Origin of the sequence: Methylomagnum ishizawai (genome assembly GCF_019670005.1) — a bacterium.
Taxonomy (GTDB): Bacteria; Pseudomonadota; Gammaproteobacteria; order Methylococcales; family Methylococcaceae; genus Methylomagnum; species Methylomagnum ishizawai.
In genome coordinates, this window is record NZ_AP019783.1 from 4,478,399 (window position 1) to 4,493,248 (window position 14,850).

The following is a 14,850-nucleotide window of genomic DNA, read 5'->3' on the forward strand; positions in this document are numbered from 1 at the left end:
CCGACCCCGATGCCACCGACACAAACCCCAGCGTTCCGCCACCCACCCCGACCCCGATTTCCCAGCACCGCCTTCCGGGAGCCCAACCACCGGAAGCGGTCGATCGCCCCACCCATCCATGCATAGCCAGGAGAAAACCATGCAGACCAAGGTCAGCGTCAACGCGCTCGCATTGCCCATCGTCAAACACATGATCGCCAACGCCGGCAAGCTCAGGCTGAAAGTCGAGCGGCTCGGCAACGGCTGCACCGTCATCGACGCCGGCATCGACGCCGTGGGCGGCCTGGAAGCCGGGCGCTTGATCGCGGAAGTCTGCATGGGCGGCCTCGGCACCGTGACCCTGACCCACAACCCGGCCTTCCCGCGCTGGCCGGTCAGCGTCAACGTGCATAGTTCCAACCCGGTCATGGCCTGCCTCGGCAGCCAATACGCCGGCTGGAGCCTGTCCCACGGCGAGGGCAAGGGCGCGTTCTACGCCCTGGGTTCCGGCCCGGCCCGCGCCATGGCGACCAAGCTCAAGGACGGCGTGGAAAAGCCGGTCGAGGAATTGTTCGAGGAACTGGGCTACCGCGACGTACATGGCGAAACCGCCATCGTCATGGAAGTGGACAAGGTGCCGCCGGTCGAGCTGATCCAGAAGATCGCCCGCGCCTGCAAGGTCGAAACCGACAGCGTGCATGTGATCCTGACCCCGACTTCCAGCCTGGCCGGGTCGATGCAAGTGGTCGGGCGGGTGTTGGAAGTGGCGCTGCACAAGGCCCATTCGCTGCATTTCCCCTTGGGGCATATCATCGACGGCAGCGCCTCCGCGCCGGTGCCGCCGCCGCATCCCAATTTCGTGAAGGCCATGGGCCGCACCAACGACGCCATCCTGTTCGGCGGCACGGCGCATCTGTTCGTCAAGGGCGGCGACGAGGCCGCCGAGAGTTTGGCCCACGAACTGCCGAGTTCCACTTCCCGCGACTACGGCAAGCCCTTCGCCGAGGTGTTCAAGGAATACAAATACGATTTCTTCAAGGTCGATCCGATGTTGTTCAGCCCGGCCCAGGTGATCGTCACCGCCGTGGAATCGGGGCGGAGCTTCCATGCCGGGAAGTTGGACGAGGAGTTGCTGGAAAGGTCGTTCGGGGAATAAGTTTGTCGCTGCGACTACTGTTTTTGTAACCATCGACACCCATCTGGAGAGCCTCCCATGAGCTTACTTGGCGTTGCTATCGAAATGCTGAAAGACGTTGCCACCCGTGTTGCGGGTCATGTGCTAGGCCACAAGGCCATGAAGCGGATGGAAAGCGGTCCAACCACGCCCGCCGAAAATCAGTATCTCGCCGTGCGCGGCCAATTAACTCAACTCTCCAGACAGCACGAAGACAATCTCGCCATTCAAGAGCAGCGCTTGGCTTTGGAAAAGCAAGCGCTTGCCGTGAAAACCGAGTTAAGGTGGGAATATCTGGCGCATTTGCGTACCGCGCAACAGCAGGAAGTCGAATTGCGGATTCAAGAAATCCAGGCGAATTATGACAATCAGCATTGGCCGGGGGTTTTAAGCCGTCAGGAAACCCTTACCATGTTATCCCAAACAGCGGAATCAAAAGCCCAAGCCCGCTTGTTGATGGTGGTTTCTCCCCCGGATGTCAGCGAATCTTGCCCGGCGTCGTTCCGGCATGATTTGGGCAAAGAGATACACGGCAAACTCAAGGGCTTCCTAGAAAGGCATTATCCCGCACAGTCGGATTATGCGGTGGAGTTTTATGGCAAGTTCTTCAAGTCTGAGGTATTCGATACCGAAGTAAAACAGCTTGAGAATGTGCTGGCCCCGCTACATCTGGCGACCATTGTTAGCGACGTAACCCGCAAGGAAATGATGTTTCATTGTCCATCACAAGGTTGAAACCACCGGCTTTACTCCCTTCCCGCCCTAAGACCACCCACTTTTTGGCAGGCGGTAGATATGGCTGAGAATGTTCTTGACCTGCTGGGGTGTTTGGGGAGGGGCCTGGGCCAAGTGCCGATGGACGCGCTCGGCCCGCTGCTGGACGGTCATGGCATGGGGCAGGTGGTAGAGGGAGTTCTTCCTGACGAGGCGGATGAGGTATTCGGCCGGGTTGAACTTGGGGGAGTAGGCCGGGGTGTGGAGGAAGTGCACGGCGATGCCCTGGGCCAGGGGGATTTCCGCCAGCAACTCGGCCAGAGCGGCCTTCATGGAGTCGTTGTGGATGGAGCAGTTGTCGAGGATGAACAGAATCCTTTGGTAGCCCAGGCTGGCGTAGCGCAGGACGATCAGGGCGATGACGTAAACGGCGTTCGGGGTTTTGGCCTGGGGTTGGAAGTCCACGGTGGTCTGGCCGCTGCCCAGGTCCAGGGCCAGGAAACCGTTCAGCTTCTCCCGCCGCTTCTCGTTGCTCGGCGGCGCCGGGGCGGTGTTCTTCTCCGCCCAGGCGTAGTGGGTGCAGGTCGTGGACAGCAGCGCGAACTCGTCGAGGGCTACGAGGGCGGTGCCGGGGTCGGCCTCGGCGGTTTTTTTTCGAGCGCCTCCACGAAGCCGGCCCGCTCGGCGGGCTGGGCGGGGCCGTAGTCGCGGTGGGCGCGCTGGTGGGAGAGGCCCAGTTCGTCGAAGATTTCGTAAAGCCGGTTGGCGCTCAGCGGCAGGCCCCACTTCTTAACGAGCAAACCCTGGACGTGGGCCGCCGTCCATTGGTAACTGTCGATGCCATAGTCCGCCGGCGTCTTGTGGAGCAGGATGTAGCGCAGGACCTTGCGCCGCTGCGGGTTCAGGGCTTGCGGGCGGGGCCGCCTTTGCGGGGCCAGCAGGGCGTCGAAGCCACCATCCAGGTAGCTGTCCAGCCACTTCTCCAGCGTCTTGCGCTGGACTCCCTGGCTGCGGCAGACCCCGGCCATGCTCTCGCCGTCCCACAGGGCCTTCAAGGCCAGCAGCCTTCGCCGTCGGCTTTGCTGCTGGTGGCGGTAGAACAGCGCCTGCCACCGTTCGCGGTCCTGCGGGGCCAGCCGTTGGATGCGGATACAGCGGTTCATCGTGCCTTTCCCAGTCCAGTTCGATTGCCTATAAGCTTAGTCGTTCTTTAGACGGGAAGGGAGTAAGTATTATGAAGAATTTAACGCTGAAGGATACGATGGCTTTGCTGATTGGAGAATACCAACCATTGACGAACTAGCAACGATACTTGACGCAACTAATGAAAACATGAACAACTTCATAAACAATAAAGTATTTATCAATAATCATGGAAATTTTTGGTCTTCTACACCTAGAAACAATTCTAATGCTTATATTGTGAACTTTGAAAAAGGCAGGATTGAGTATATGAAAAGGGAATGGCCTGGACATGTACGCCTCGTGCGGGGCAAACAATAAATAATTAAGCTATCGCGTAAGCTAATTTGCTGTGCTAGCAGAAACCCAGCGTTTGCTAACCGAACCGCTGCCACATGCTGGAATCCCTGCCGGACCCGGCGTAAACCTCATTTGCGTGACCGGCCTGCATAGTTCATCCTCATCAGGAGATACGATGATGACCAAAGCCGAACTCGAAAACCAGCTAATGCAAGAAATCCATGGCTTGTCATTTGAAGCCGTGGAAACGCTGTTGCGCCTAACGACCCTACTCAAAATATCCAACACACCGCAGGATATGGCCGATATTCAGGAACAGGCCATACTAGCGCAAGAGCGGGCCATCCATTTGCAACCGGGCGATATGCAAGAATTCCTCGATGCTTTGGAGCATCCACCCAAACCGAATGCGGCGTTGAAAGAAGCTGCCAGGCTGCACAGGCAAATGCTCGGCGATGCGTAAAATCGAAGTATTGGACCGGCACCATCGTCGCGGTGATTTTGACTGCGGTGTGCCCGCGTTAAACGAATATTTGGCAAAAATCGCGCAGCAACACAATCAAAAGGGTTTATCGAAAACCTTTGCCATGGTGGACGAAGCGATACCGGAATCTATCATCGGCTTCTTCACGCTCGCTTCGTGCGAGATTAATCGCAACCTACTCCCAGAAGAAATCGCCAAGAAAATGCCCATCCATGGCCTGCCAGCCGTTAAGCTGGCTCGGCTAGCCGTCGCAAAATCCCATCAAAACAAGGGGGTTGGAAAAGTCTTATTGATCGAAGCTTTTACCCGTGCCCACTTGGTATATGACATTGTCGGAGCGGTCGCCTTATTTGTCGATGCAAAAGATGATAACGCCGCGTTGTTTTATCAGAGGCATGGTTTTATCCCTTTGCGATCCCATCCTTTGCAGCTTTACATACCGTTTGGCAGCTTGTCTGAAGTACTATCCAACCAAACCATTTAAAGCCGTAGGCGGGATTGAGGCGTTAGCGGAAATCCGGCTTAACTTGCCAACCAAACCGCCGCCATACTGAGGTTTAGCCATGTTATCCGAAACCATAGCCACCGTTGTAAAAATGCTGGAATCCCTGTCGGACTCGGCACAAGACACGGCAGCGGAACAGTATTTCTAGTGATTCAAACTCTATTTGCCTCCACCAAACGAGGTGCCTGTATGCAAGCCATAGAATTAAGCGCAACCATTACCCAAAATCACGAAATTCACTTAAAACTGCCTGCCAGCGTCAAAGCTTCTCAGGCTAAAATCATCGTTATGTATGAGAATAACACCTGTAGCGAAGCCAGCCCATCTTCCCAAAAATGGGATAAATTTTTCGCGACCGAAAGTGTTTTCGACGATGATTTTCTTGCCGAAAGAGACAATACAACACCGCAAGAGCGAGAGCTTTCCTAATGATAATGCTGGACACAAATATCTGTGTTTATGTACTAAAAAAGCATCCGCTTTATCTATTGGAAAAATTCAATCAAGCCGGGGAAATCCATCTTTCTGTGATTGTTTATGCTGAACTTTGTTCCGGTGTCACCTTAAGTCCCACACATTTACAGCCCGCCCGGCAACATCAACTGCAAGAATTTGCTGCGCTGACCACACTGCACGAATGGGATGAGCAAGCTGCTGTTTGCTACGCCCAAATCAGAGCCGACTTAAAAATGAAAGGAACGCCTATAGGCAATATGGATATGCTGATTGCCGCTCATGCTTTAAGTTTGGATGCCACGCTAATCACTAATAACCTGCGCGAGTTTGAAAGGGTACAAAACTTGATGCTTGAAAATTGGCTCACCAGTGAGTCTGTGGACGATTAACCAAAAACAGCCACTCATTTATCCCCTAGCTTTGAACTTAAATACTCCCCCACCCCCCCGCATCGCCATCGTCACCGACGACCCCGGCTGGCACGGCAAACGCCTACGCGAAGCCTTGGCCACGCACGGCTACGACTACCGCTATATCTCCCTGACCGCGTGCAGGCTCGATCTCGAAACCGAGAATTTCCCGGTCGGCCTGCCCGGCTTCGACGACCGATTACCGGACGGCGTGTTCGTGCGCGGCGTGCCGGGTGGCAGCCTGGAACAGGTGGTGTTCTACCTGGATATCCTGCACGCCCTCAGCTTGCTGGGCATCCCGGTCTACAACGAGGGCCGGGCGGTCGAACGCACCGTGGACAAGGCCATGACCAGCTTCCTGCTGCACCGGGCCGGCATCCCCACCCCACCCGCCTGGGCGCTGGCCGACCCGGACGCCGCCCGCCATATCGCCGAGCGCGAACTGAGCGCGGGCCATGGCGTGGTGAGCAAACCCCTGTTCGGTTCGCAAGGCCAAGGCTTGCGCCGCTACCAAACCCTGGACGATCTTGCGGAATTCTCGCCCGACAACGGCCTCTTTTATCTACAGCGCTTCGTGCATTGCGGGGAACAGCCGCATGATTTCCGGGTGTTCGTGATCGGCGACAAGGCGGTGGCGGCCATGCGGCGTTGCGGCGTGACCTGGCTGAACAATGTCCACCAGGGCGCCCGCTGCGAGCCGGTGCGGCTCGACAACCGCCTGCTGTGCCGCTTGGCCGAGGACGCGGTGAAGGCGCTGGACATGGGCTACGCCGGGGTCGATATCATCCGCGACGAGCATGGGCGCTATAGCGTGCTGGAAGTCAACAGCATCCCGGCCTGGAAGGGTTTGCAAAGCGTCAGCGAGGTGTCCATCGCCGATCTGTTGGTCGAGGATTTCCTGCGCCGCCTGCCCGCCCGCGACACCGGGGCCGGAGCGTTGCCATGAATGCCGACCGCCAAGCGGCTTTGCGTACCGCCTACCTCGAAGCCTGCGAAATGGAACTGCGGGCCTTCAAGCCGGGCAATGTCAGCGTCCATTCGGAAGGCCATGGCATGACGGTGGAGGATTTCCGGCGTAGCGCGGCGGCGAGCGCCCCTTTCCTGTGCGACGGGTCGCTGTCGTTGGGGGAACGGATTTATCGCGCCATCGAAGCCACCCACGCCGCCGTGGGCTGCAACACCAATCTCGGCATCGTGCTGCTGGCCGCGCCCTTGATCCTGGCCTACGAGGCGCGGCGGGACGGCGAAACCTTGCGGACGGCCCTGGACCGGGTCCTGGCCGGGACCACCCGCGGCGACGCCGCTTGGGTCTACCGCGCCATCCGCATCGCCAAACCCGGCGGCCTGGGCGCGGCCCCCGAACAGGACGTCCACGCCGAACCCGGAGTCACGCTATTGGAAGCGATGCGTTTGGCCGAAACCCGCGACCGTATCGCTTTTCAATACACCAATTCCTATGCCGATATTCTTGCAGACTCCATTCCACGCTATCATAGTTCGCTGTCCCAATGGGGCCATGAAGAATGGGCAGCGGTGGCTGTCTTCACCGGATTGCTGAGACGCCATCCCGATAGCCACATCGAGCGCAAATCCGGTACCCGTCATCACCGCCGGGTGGCCGGATGGATGGACCGCATCGAGCGGGCCTTGCTCGACTCCGACCAGCCGGAACAAGCCATGCGGCTGCTGCGGGAAGCGGACGCCGAGTTCAAATCCCATGGAATCAACCCAGGCACCACCGCCGATCTCACGGTCGCGTGTTTATTGGCCGTGCGTCTGGAAACCCTGTTGATGAAATGAGGGATACGGTGGAAAACCCCAGGATATCCCGGTCGGAGACCTGAGAGGCAAGGTTCGGCGCGGCGTTTCGACCCAGCCGCTGCCGATGCTTCCGCTTGGGGGGAGGCATAATAATGTCGCTACTTAAGAAATTTTTTCCTTTATTTACCAAAGAGGAGATTGCAATGGCAAAGATCGATAAATTGTTGGTGGGCGAGTCCTTGGTGTTCACCGGCGACTCCGTTCCGAACGAAGTGGCCCACATCGACCTGATCATGGGTCCGCGTGGCAGCGCCGCCGAAACCGCCTTCGCGAACTGCCTGACCAACAATAAGGACGGCTTCACCAGCCTCCTGGCCGTGGTCGCGCCGAACCTGCTGTGCAAGCCGGCCACCGTCATGTTCAACAAGGTCACCATCAAGAACGGCAAGCAAGCCACCCAGATGTTCGGACCGGCCCAGCGCGGCGTGGCCATGGCCGTGGCCGATTGCGTCGAGGACGGCACCATCCCGGCCGACGAAGCCGACGACCTGTTCATCTGCGTGGGTGTGTTCATCCACTGGCTGGCCGAAGACGACACCAAGATCCAGGACTACAACTACGAAGCCACCAAGCAAGCCATCAAGCGCGCCGTGGCCGGCGAGCCGAAGGCCGCCGACGTGGTGAAGCAGAAGGGCGAAGCCGCCCATCCGTTCGCCGCCCATTAATCGGCGCCGATCCCGGACAAAACGTTGCCCCGATCCGGGGCAGCGTTTTTTTTCGCCTTGGATTCCTCAAGCGAACCGCCCCAGCACCGCCCCATCCACCGTGCCGGAATGCAAAGCGCTGGCCATCAACACCTGGGACACACCCAGGGTTTCGAGTTCCGCCAAGTCCCTGGCGTCGCGCACCCCGCCCGCCGCCACCCAGCGGTGACCCGGATGGTTCCGTATGAACGCCCCGAGCCGGGCGCGATCCGGCCCCGCGCCGCTACCCACCCGCGCCAAGCTCATCACGATCACCCGTTCCGGCCAGAGGTCGGGCCGGTCCAGCAAAGCCGATGGCCCCAACAAACCACCGTCCCGGAAATCCAAGGACAGGATGAACGGCGTGGTCCGCCTGTCGGGCAAAGCCGACAGATCCCCGCCCAGCGATTCGCTGCCGACCACCCCCTTGCCCCGCCCTCCCGGCCCAGCCCATCCGGGTTCCGGCAGCCCGGCGTCGATCCAAAAACACACATCGGGAAAGGCCCGCATCAGCCCGGACACCATGGCGGTTTGCCGCGGCTTGCCCATCAGGGCGTCGAGGTCGGCCAGATAGACGGTTTTGAAGGCATGGAGTCCCAACAAGCCTTCCAGCACGGCGCGGGGTTCGGCGCTAAGGCACAAGGGGCTGTTCAAGGGGCGGTAGTTTTCGCGGCGGCCCCGGACGGCGTGTACGGCGAGACCGCCCATCAGGTCGATGACGGGAATGATTTCCATGGGAGATGAACCTTGAGAATCCTGGTATTCGAGTATGTTACCGGCGGCGGCCTGGCCCCGGAACTCCCGCCCGCTTCGCTGGTGGTGGAAGGTGGATTCATGCTGGCGGCTTTGCTGCGGGATTTATCCGCCTTGCCCGGCGTGGATATCGTGGCCTTGCGGGATGCCCGTTTGCCCATGCCCATGGGCGATTTCCCCCGGACCGAATGGGTCGCGCTCGACGATGGCGGCGAGGCCGAACGCCGTTTCGGCGAGCTCGCCGCCGGGAGCGATGCCGTTTGGCCCATCGCCCCGGAAACCTCCGGCATCCTGGAACGGCTGTGCCGGACCGTGGAAACCCTCGGCAAACCGCTGTTGACCAGCCCGGCGGCGGCGGTGGCGATCGCGGCCAGCAAGCTCGCCACCGCCCGCCGCCTGGAAGCCCATGGCATCCCGGTGGTGGAAACCCTGCCGCTGGACGCTTGGGCGGATCCGCCGTTCCCGCGGGTCGTCAAGCCCGACGACGGCGTCGGCTGCGAAGGCTCGCGCATCGTCGAAACCCCGGAAGCTTGGCGACACTGCCTGGAGCGGTTCGCGGGCCAAGGCTACGTGGCACAGCCCTTGATCGCGGGCGAGGCGCTGAGCCTATCCGCCCTATTCGCCCACGGCCAAGCCACGCCGTTGAGCCTCAACCACCAGCGCATCGCCCGCCGCGACGGCGGCTTCGTCCTCACCGGCTGCGGCGTCAACACCGTGGACGCCGCCACCGCCGCCGCCTGCGGGACGCTGGCCCCGGCCATCGCCGCCGCCCTCCCGGAACTGTGGGGTTACGCGGGCGTCGATTTCATCCTCACCCCGCAAGGGCCGCGAGTCCTGGAAATCAATCCGCGCCTGACCACCTCCTATACCGGCCTCGCCCGCGCCATCGGCGTCAATCCCGCCGGTTTGATCCTGGACCTCTGGCGGCATGGCCGCTTGCCAGACCCGGCCCGCCTGGACCGCGTCCCGGTCGAAATCACCCTGGAACCCGAGCATGAGCATTGAACTGATAGGCTGGGACATCGGCGGCGCCCATCTGAAAGCCGCCGCCCTGGACGCGTCGGGCCACGTCCTGGCCGTGGCCTTGGAACCCTGCCCGCTGTGGCAAGGACTGGACCGGCTGCATACGGCGCTGGACCGGATATTCCAGCGCTTCGCCCCCGCGCCCGGTTGCCGCCACGCCGCCACCATGACCGGCGAATTGGTCGATCTCTTCCCCGACCGGGCGGCGGGCGTGGCCGCGTTGGTGGACGCCATGGCCGCGCGTTGCGGAAAAGACACGCTCTGGATTTATGCCGGGCATCAAGGCTTCATCGCGGCGGACGCGGTCCGGCCCGGCGACGCGGGACTCATCGCCTCGGCCAATTGGCTGGCGAGCGGTGCCTGGGTGGCGACCCGGCTCGAAACCGCCCTCTGGCTCGATATCGGCAGCACGACCACGGATATATTTCCAATCCATGGACACCGGGTTACCGTCCGGGGCTATACCGATTACGAACGAATGCGCTACGATGAACTCATATATACCGGAATCGCCCGGACCCCGGTCATGGCCGTGGCGGAGCGGGCACCGTTCGAGGGCGAATGGGTCGGGCTCATGGCCGAGCATTTCGCCACCATGGCCGATGTCTATCGGCTGACCGGCGAATTGCCCGAGGACGCCGACCCGCTCCCGGCCGCCGATGGTGGCGGGAAGACCTGGACGGACAGCGCCCGCCGCCTCGCCCGGCTGTTCGGCAGGGACGCGGATTCGGCCCCGCCACAGCGCTGGCGCGATGCCGCCCGCTATTTCCGCGAACAGCAACTCGCCAAACTGCGCTCCGGGGTGGACCGATTAGGGTCGCGGGGCCTCCTCGACGATTCCGCGCCCGTGGTCGGGGCCGGCGTGGGCCGGTTCCTGGCCCAAGAACTCGCCCAACGATTGAAACTTGCCTATGTGGATTTCAGCGATTTGTTTGCCGTCCCGGCCCGTGTTCCCAGGATCGCGGATTGCGCCCCGGCGGTCGCCGTGGCCTTGCTGGCGGCGCGGGAGGTAGGGTCCGATGACCCCCAGGATTGAAGAGCTCCCGTATTTCGAGGATAGCGCCGCCCTGTTCCTGCCCTGGGCGGAACGGCGCTGGGCCGTGTTCCTGGACAGCGGCTTCCCACACAGCCGCCAAGGCCGCTACGACATCATCGCCGCCGACCCCATCCAAACCCTGGTCACGCGGGGAGCCTTGACCGAAATCCGCGGCGGCGGCTCCATCTCCCTCTCGCCGGAAGACCCGTTCTCGCTGGTGCGGCGCGCCTTGGGCGAACCTGTGGCGGCGATCCCCGGCCTGCCGTTCCAGGGCGGAGCCATCGGCTATTTCGGCTACGATCTGGCCCGGCGCTTGGAACGCCTGCCGGAAACGGCCCTCGACGCCGACAACATCCCCGAAATGGTCATCGGCATCTACGACTGGGCGGTGGTGGTCGATCACCAGGAACGCCGCACCTGGCTGGTCGGACAAGGCCGCGGTCCCGCGTTGGAACAACGCTGGCCGCACCTGGTGCAAGCCTTCAGCCAAATCCAGACCATCGGTTGGCAACTCGACGATTTCGCCCTGCACAGCGACGTGGTGTCGAACCTGGACCGCGCCCGCTATGGCCGGGCCTTCGACCGCATCCAGCACTACATCCGCGAAGGCGATTGCTACCAAGTCAACCTGACCCAGCGCTTCTCGGCCTATTGCTCGGGCAATCCCTGGTCGGCCTACCAATTGCTTCGGCCCTACAATCCCGCCCCGTTCAGCGCCTATCTCAATTACCCACAGGTCCAGGTCTTGAGTTCCTCGCCGGAACGCTTCCTCAAGGTCGAGCATGGCCGGGTCGAAACCAAGCCGATCAAGGGCACCCGCCCCCGCTCCCCCCATCCCCAAATCGACGCCGCCCACGCCCAGGAACTCCGCGACAGCCTGAAGGACCGCGCCGAAAACCTGATGATCGTCGATCTCCTCCGCAACGATATCGGCAAATGCTGTGCGCCGGGTTCGGTCCACGTCCCCAAGCTGTTCGAGATCGAGAGCTATGCCACCGTGCATCATCTGGTCAGCACGGTGCGCGGACACTTGGCGGAAGGGCAGGACGCCCTGGATTTGCTACGGGGCTGCTTCCCCGGCGGTTCCATCACCGGCGCGCCCAAAATCCGTTCCATGGAAATCATCGAGGAACTGGAACCGCACCGGCGCGGCGTCTATTGCGGTTCCATCGGCTATATCGGCTTCGACGGCGACATGGACACCAATATCGCCATCCGCACCTTCGCGCATTCCGACCACACCATCCGCTTCTGGGCCGGCGGCGGCATCGTGGCCGATTCCGACCCGGAGTTGGAATACCAGGAGTGCTACCACAAAGCCGCCGCCCTGCTGAACCTGCTGGACCAATTCCGCCTCCAGAAAACCGGTGCCTACCCCTTGGGTTATTAAGCTGGGCGGCAGCCTCCACGCCTCGGAACACCTGCCGCGCTGGCTCCATGCCCTGGCCGATAGCGGCGCGGTCCTGGTGCCGGGCGGCGGGCCGTTCGCCGACGCGGTGCGGGTGGCCCAGGCCCGCTGGGATTTCGGCGACCGCGCCGCCCATGCCATGGCGATCCTCGCCATGCGCCAATATGGCCTGATGCTCGGCGATCTTTATCCCGGATTCGCGGTCTCCTGTGATATTGCCGGTTTGGCCGCGGCCCTGGCCGTGGGCCGCGCCGCGATCTGGCTCCCCGATCCCGACACCCTGCCCGAACCGGAAGTCCCGGCCTCGTGGGCCATCACCTCGGACAGCCTCGCGGCCTGGCTGGCGCGGAAGCTCGGCGCGGCGCACCTGCTCCTGGTGAAGTCGGCGGGGATTCCGGCGGGCGAATTCGGTGTCCAAGAAGCGGCGGCGCGTGGCTGGATCGACGCCGCCTTCCCGGGATTCCTGGCCGGGGGCGGATTCGGGGCTTGGCTGTCGCGGCCGGACCAACACGCCCGCCTCGGCGCAGGGCTGCGCGAGCCGCAAGCCGTCTTCACCCATATCGTGCCGGATATCGGCCCCGTCACCCGCGAGAACACGTCTTATGTCGATCACAGTCCGCTATTTCGCCAGCCTGCGTGAAACCCTGGGCCGGGCCGAGGAAACCCTGGCCCCGGACGGCATCCACAGCGTCATCGAAGTTTGGCAAGCCGTGGCCGCGGGCCGGCCACTGCCGCAAGGACTGCTCTGCGCCATCAACCTGGAATACGCCGAACCCGGCGCCCCGGTGCGCGACGGCGACGAAGTGGCGTTCTTCCCGCCGGTCACGGGAGGCTGAAATGCCCATCGCCCTGCGTCCCGATCCCTTCGAGCCCTATGCCGAACTGCTGGAATACCAAGCCGGACAGCCCCGGCTCTCCGGCCAATACGGCGCGACCTGCGCCTTCGTCGGCACGATGCGCGATTTCAACGAGGGCGACACGGTACGCGCCATGACCCTCGAACATTATCCCGGCATGACCGAGAACCAGCTCGGGCACATCCTGGACGAGGCCCGGCGGCGCTGGACCTTCCTCGACGCCCTGGTCATCCACCGGGTCGGCGATATCCTGCCCGGCCAGCCCATCGTGCTGGTGGCGGTCTGGTCCGCCCACCGCAACGCCGCCTTCGAGGCCTGCCGGTACCTCATGGAAGAACTCAAGCATCGCGCCCCGTTCTGGAAAAAGGAAACCCTGGCCGAGGGCGCGCGCTGGGTGGAGCGCAACACGGAAGGCTAAGGCTATAATCCCCCGCAGCCTTCCACCACCAGGAATCCCAACCATGTCCAACCGCGTCTACAAACTCGTCGAAATCGTCGGCACCTCGCCCGTCAGCACCGACGACGCCATCCGCAACGCCATCGCCAAAGCCGCCAAAACCCTGGCCCACCTCGATTGGTTCCAGGTCGTGGAAACCCGCGGCCAGATCGTGGACGGCCAGGTCGCCCATTTCCAGGTCGTGTTGAAGGTCGGCTTCCGCCTGGACGATTGAACCATGAGCGCATCCCTAGAAACCGCCCTCAAATTCGCCCGCGGCCTGAACGCCCGCGCCTATTTCGCGCTGGGCGCCCTGTATTGCCTGGGGCTGATCCTGATGGCGCTGTACTTCCAATTCCAAGGCGGCCTGGAACCCTGCCCCCTGTGCATCTCGCAGCGGATCATGGTGGTGGCGGTGGGCTTGGTCATGCTGGCGGCGGCGCTGCACAATCCGGGCCCGGCCGGGGTGGGGCGCTATGCCTGGCTGGGTTTCGCCACCGCGCTGGGCGGGGCCGCCATTTCCGCCCGCCACATCTGGATACAGCACCTGCCCGCCGACAAGGTGCCCGCCTGCACCCCCGGCCTGGAATACATGTTCCATTACTTCCCGCTGACCGACACCCTCAAGGCCATGGTGACCGGCACCGGCGATTGCGCCAAGGTGGATTGGACCCTGTTGGGCCTGAGCATGCCGGCCTGGGTCTTGATCTGCTTCCTGTTCCTCGCGGCGCTCAGCCTCGCCCAGTTCTGGAACCGCGCCGACCGGACAGCCGCGTAGCGGCATCCGGGGGCTTGGGCGGAGCGCCGCCGTTCCCGCATTCCATCGCCCTCCCTCCGGCACGGGCCGCAGGCGTATCCCACCGGCGCGGGCCTTAACAAAAGCTTCACAATCGGCACGTACAGTAAGCGGTTGATTGTACTAATAGGATTTCGAGGATGACCGCGTTGAACGTACTCGTAGTCGAAGATGAGGATGCTATCCGGGAAATGCTGGGCATGATCCTGGAGCAGGCCGAATTCACCTACCAAGCCGTGGCCGACACCCAACACGCCCAGGCCGTGTTGGGGGAAATCACGCCCGACCTGATCCTGCTGGACTGGATGCTGCCCGGCGTCAGCGGGGTCGAATGGGCGCGGCGCCTGAAGAAGGACAAGAGCCTGGGCGAAATCCCCATCATCATGCTCACCGCCCGCGGCGAGGAGGAGGACAAGATCCGCGGCCTGGAATTCGGGGCCGACGACTACATCACCAAGCCGTTCTCGCCGCGCGAACTGGTGGCCCGGATCAAGGCCGTCCTGCGCCGCAGCAGCAAGTTCGGCAAGTCCGGCCATATCGAACTGGGCGGCATCGCCCTCTACAACGACGAACACCGCGTCACCATCGCCGAACAGTCGGTGGTGCTGAGCCCCACCGAATACCGCCTGCTGGAATTCTTCCTGACCCATCCCGACAAGGTCTACAGCCGGGGCCAGTTGTTGGACCAGGTGTGGGGCCGCGGCTCGTTCATCGAGGAGCGCACCGTCGATGTGCATATCCGCCGCCTGCGCAAAATCCTGTCCGAGCATGGCCGGGAGGAAATGATCCAGACCGTGCGCGGCTTCGGCTACCGTTTCTCCGAGCAACCCTGA

General features: G+C 62.2%; 21 protein-coding genes and 1 pseudogene. 19 read left to right on the forward strand and 3 right to left on the reverse strand.

Annotated features, from left to right (window positions below; genetic code table 11):
* The first annotated feature begins 139 nt into the window (after nucleotides 1-139).
* A complete protein-coding gene (gene mch, locus K5658_RS20185) occupies nucleotides 140-1,135 on the forward strand; it encodes a methenyltetrahydromethanopterin cyclohydrolase (RefSeq protein ID WP_221064847.1) in 996 nt (331 codons plus the stop codon).
* 57 nt (nucleotides 1,136-1,192) lie between these two features.
* On the forward strand, nucleotides 1,193-1,888 hold the full coding sequence (locus tag K5658_RS20190; protein ID WP_221064848.1) for a hypothetical protein: 696 nt from the start codon (nucleotides 1,193-1,195) through the stop codon (nucleotides 1,886-1,888).
* Nucleotides 1,889-1,915: 27 nt separating this feature from the next.
* Here K5658_RS20190 and K5658_RS20195 read toward each other — a convergent pair whose 3' ends face one another.
* Together K5658_RS20195 and K5658_RS20200 are read right to left on the reverse strand one after the other, a co-directional pair.
* On the reverse strand, nucleotides 1,916-2,464 hold the full coding sequence (locus tag K5658_RS20195; protein WP_246628667.1) for a transposase: 549 nt from the start codon (nucleotides 2,462-2,464) through the stop codon (nucleotides 1,916-1,918).
* A gap of 17 nt (nucleotides 2,465-2,481) precedes the next feature.
* Nucleotides 2,482-3,030, reverse strand: coding sequence for a helix-turn-helix domain-containing protein (locus K5658_RS20200; RefSeq protein ID WP_221064013.1), 549 nt, complete (start codon nucleotides 3,028-3,030; stop codon nucleotides 2,482-2,484).
* Nucleotides 3,031-3,103: 73 nt separating this feature from the next.
* Here K5658_RS20200 and K5658_RS24240 point away from each other — a divergent pair.
* The 8 genes and pseudogenes from K5658_RS24240 to fae all read left to right on the forward strand — a co-directional run.
* A pseudogene (locus K5658_RS24240) lies at nucleotides 3,104-3,370 on the forward strand (Lcl C-terminal domain-containing protein); the annotation flags it as partial.
* 154 nt (nucleotides 3,371-3,524) lie between these two features.
* A complete protein-coding gene (locus tag K5658_RS20210; protein WP_221064849.1) occupies nucleotides 3,525-3,812 on the forward strand; it encodes a type II toxin -antitoxin system TacA 1-like antitoxin in 288 nt (95 codons plus the stop codon).
* Entirely contained in the window at nucleotides 3,805-4,317 is a 513-nt protein-coding gene (locus K5658_RS20215) for a GNAT family N-acetyltransferase (protein ID WP_221064850.1), read from the forward strand. The genes K5658_RS20210 and K5658_RS20215 overlap by 8 nt, the downstream gene beginning before the upstream one ends.
* A gap of 210 nt (nucleotides 4,318-4,527) precedes the next feature.
* The gene (locus K5658_RS20220) at nucleotides 4,528-4,767 is read left to right on the forward strand and encodes an antitoxin (RefSeq protein ID WP_221064851.1); all 240 of its coding nucleotides are present in this window, start codon (nucleotides 4,528-4,530) and stop codon (nucleotides 4,765-4,767) included.
* Nucleotides 4,767-5,183, forward strand: coding sequence for a type II toxin-antitoxin system VapC family toxin (locus tag K5658_RS20225; RefSeq protein ID WP_221064852.1), 417 nt, complete (start codon nucleotides 4,767-4,769; stop codon nucleotides 5,181-5,183). Before K5658_RS20220 ends, K5658_RS20225 begins: the two co-directional genes overlap by 1 nt.
* A gap of 31 nt (nucleotides 5,184-5,214) precedes the next feature.
* Complete coding sequence (locus tag K5658_RS20230) at nucleotides 5,215-6,150, forward strand: ATP-grasp domain-containing protein (RefSeq protein ID WP_221064853.1); 936 nt, start codon at nucleotides 5,215-5,217, stop codon at nucleotides 6,148-6,150.
* Nucleotides 6,147-7,004, forward strand: coding sequence for a triphosphoribosyl-dephospho-CoA synthase (locus K5658_RS20235; protein ID WP_221064854.1), 858 nt, complete (start codon nucleotides 6,147-6,149; stop codon nucleotides 7,002-7,004). Before K5658_RS20230 ends, K5658_RS20235 begins: the two co-directional genes overlap by 4 nt.
* Before the next feature lie 164 nt (nucleotides 7,005-7,168).
* Complete coding sequence (gene fae / locus K5658_RS20240) at nucleotides 7,169-7,690, forward strand: formaldehyde-activating enzyme (RefSeq protein WP_085215957.1); 522 nt, start codon at nucleotides 7,169-7,171, stop codon at nucleotides 7,688-7,690.
* Nucleotides 7,691-7,756: 66 nt separating this feature from the next.
* Here the strand turns inward: fae and K5658_RS20245 are convergent, their stop codons facing one another.
* Nucleotides 7,757-8,443 (reverse strand): HisA/HisF-related TIM barrel protein, encoded by a 687-nt coding sequence (locus K5658_RS20245; protein ID WP_221064855.1) that lies wholly within the window; start codon nucleotides 8,441-8,443, stop codon nucleotides 7,757-7,759.
* A 12-nt stretch (nucleotides 8,444-8,455) separates the two neighbouring features.
* Here K5658_RS20245 and K5658_RS20250 point away from each other — a divergent pair, with 12 nt between their 5' ends.
* The 9 genes from K5658_RS20250 (at nucleotide 8,456) to phoB (ending at nucleotide 14,850) form a co-directional block, all read left to right on the forward strand.
* Nucleotides 8,456-9,466, forward strand: a complete 1,011-nt coding sequence (locus K5658_RS20250) for an ATP-grasp domain-containing protein (protein ID WP_221064856.1) — start codon at nucleotides 8,456-8,458, stop codon at nucleotides 9,464-9,466.
* Nucleotides 9,456-10,520 carry a hydantoinase/oxoprolinase family protein gene (locus K5658_RS20255; RefSeq protein WP_221064857.1) on the forward strand — a complete coding sequence of 355 codons (1,065 nt, stop codon included), beginning with the start codon at nucleotides 9,456-9,458 and terminating at the stop codon, nucleotides 10,518-10,520. The genes K5658_RS20250 and K5658_RS20255 overlap by 11 nt, the downstream gene beginning before the upstream one ends.
* A complete protein-coding gene (gene pabB, locus K5658_RS20260; RefSeq protein ID WP_221064858.1) occupies nucleotides 10,504-11,910 on the forward strand; it encodes an aminodeoxychorismate synthase component I in 1,407 nt (468 codons plus the stop codon). Before K5658_RS20255 ends, pabB begins: the two co-directional genes overlap by 17 nt.
* Entirely contained in the window at nucleotides 11,888-12,568 is a 681-nt protein-coding gene (locus tag K5658_RS20265) for an amino acid kinase family protein (RefSeq protein ID WP_221064859.1), read from the forward strand. The genes pabB and K5658_RS20265 overlap by 23 nt, the downstream gene beginning before the upstream one ends.
* Complete coding sequence (locus K5658_RS20270) at nucleotides 12,531-12,764, forward strand: MoaD/ThiS family protein (RefSeq protein WP_221064860.1); 234 nt, start codon at nucleotides 12,531-12,533, stop codon at nucleotides 12,762-12,764. The genes K5658_RS20265 and K5658_RS20270 overlap by 38 nt, the downstream gene beginning before the upstream one ends.
* Before the next feature lies 1 nt (nucleotide 12,765).
* Nucleotides 12,766-13,203: a molybdenum cofactor biosynthesis protein MoaE gene (locus K5658_RS20275; protein ID WP_221064861.1), complete on the forward strand. Its 438-nt coding sequence runs from the start codon at nucleotides 12,766-12,768 to the stop codon at nucleotides 13,201-13,203.
* 43 nt (nucleotides 13,204-13,246) lie between these two features.
* Nucleotides 13,247-13,456 (forward strand): dodecin, encoded by a 210-nt coding sequence (locus K5658_RS20280; RefSeq protein WP_221064862.1) that lies wholly within the window; start codon nucleotides 13,247-13,249, stop codon nucleotides 13,454-13,456.
* A gap of 3 nt (nucleotides 13,457-13,459) precedes the next feature.
* Nucleotides 13,460-13,999, forward strand: coding sequence for a disulfide bond formation protein B (locus K5658_RS20285; RefSeq protein ID WP_221064863.1), 540 nt, complete (start codon nucleotides 13,460-13,462; stop codon nucleotides 13,997-13,999).
* A gap of 158 nt (nucleotides 14,000-14,157) precedes the next feature.
* Nucleotides 14,158-14,850: a phosphate regulon transcriptional regulator PhoB gene (gene phoB / locus K5658_RS20290; RefSeq protein WP_085215966.1), complete on the forward strand. Its 693-nt coding sequence runs from the start codon at nucleotides 14,158-14,160 to the stop codon at nucleotides 14,848-14,850.

Coding starts and splice junctions, on each gene's coding strand:
- K5658_RS20270 (WP_221064860.1), top strand. CDS start 12,531: ATGTCGATCACAGTCCGCTATTTCGCCAGCCTGCGTGAAACCCTGGGC.
- K5658_RS20200 (WP_221064013.1), bottom strand. CDS start 3,030: ATGAACCGCTGTATCCGCATCCAACGGCTGGCCCCGCAGGACCGCGAA.
- K5658_RS20245 (WP_221064855.1), bottom strand. CDS start 8,443: ATGGAAATCATTCCCGTCATCGACCTGATGGGCGGTCTCGCCGTACAC.
- K5658_RS20275 (WP_221064861.1), top strand. CDS start 12,766: ATGCCCATCGCCCTGCGTCCCGATCCCTTCGAGCCCTATGCCGAACTG.
- fae (WP_085215957.1), top strand. CDS start 7,169: ATGGCAAAGATCGATAAATTGTTGGTGGGCGAGTCCTTGGTGTTCACC.
- K5658_RS20220 (WP_221064851.1), top strand. CDS start 4,528: ATGCAAGCCATAGAATTAAGCGCAACCATTACCCAAAATCACGAAATT.
- K5658_RS20280 (WP_221064862.1), top strand. CDS start 13,247: ATGTCCAACCGCGTCTACAAACTCGTCGAAATCGTCGGCACCTCGCCC.
- K5658_RS20190 (WP_221064848.1), top strand. CDS start 1,193: ATGAGCTTACTTGGCGTTGCTATCGAAATGCTGAAAGACGTTGCCACC.
- K5658_RS20210 (WP_221064849.1), top strand. CDS start 3,525: ATGATGACCAAAGCCGAACTCGAAAACCAGCTAATGCAAGAAATCCAT.
- K5658_RS20285 (WP_221064863.1), top strand. CDS start 13,460: ATGAGCGCATCCCTAGAAACCGCCCTCAAATTCGCCCGCGGCCTGAAC.
- pabB (WP_221064858.1), top strand. CDS start 10,504: ATGACCCCCAGGATTGAAGAGCTCCCGTATTTCGAGGATAGCGCCGCC.
- K5658_RS20225 (WP_221064852.1), top strand. CDS start 4,767: ATGATAATGCTGGACACAAATATCTGTGTTTATGTACTAAAAAAGCAT.
- K5658_RS20255 (WP_221064857.1), top strand. CDS start 9,456: ATGAGCATTGAACTGATAGGCTGGGACATCGGCGGCGCCCATCTGAAA.
- mch (WP_221064847.1), top strand. CDS start 140: ATGCAGACCAAGGTCAGCGTCAACGCGCTCGCATTGCCCATCGTCAAA.
- phoB (WP_085215966.1), top strand. CDS start 14,158: ATGACCGCGTTGAACGTACTCGTAGTCGAAGATGAGGATGCTATCCGG.
- K5658_RS20235 (WP_221064854.1), top strand. CDS start 6,147: ATGAATGCCGACCGCCAAGCGGCTTTGCGTACCGCCTACCTCGAAGCC.
- K5658_RS20215 (WP_221064850.1), top strand. CDS start 3,805: ATGCGTAAAATCGAAGTATTGGACCGGCACCATCGTCGCGGTGATTTT.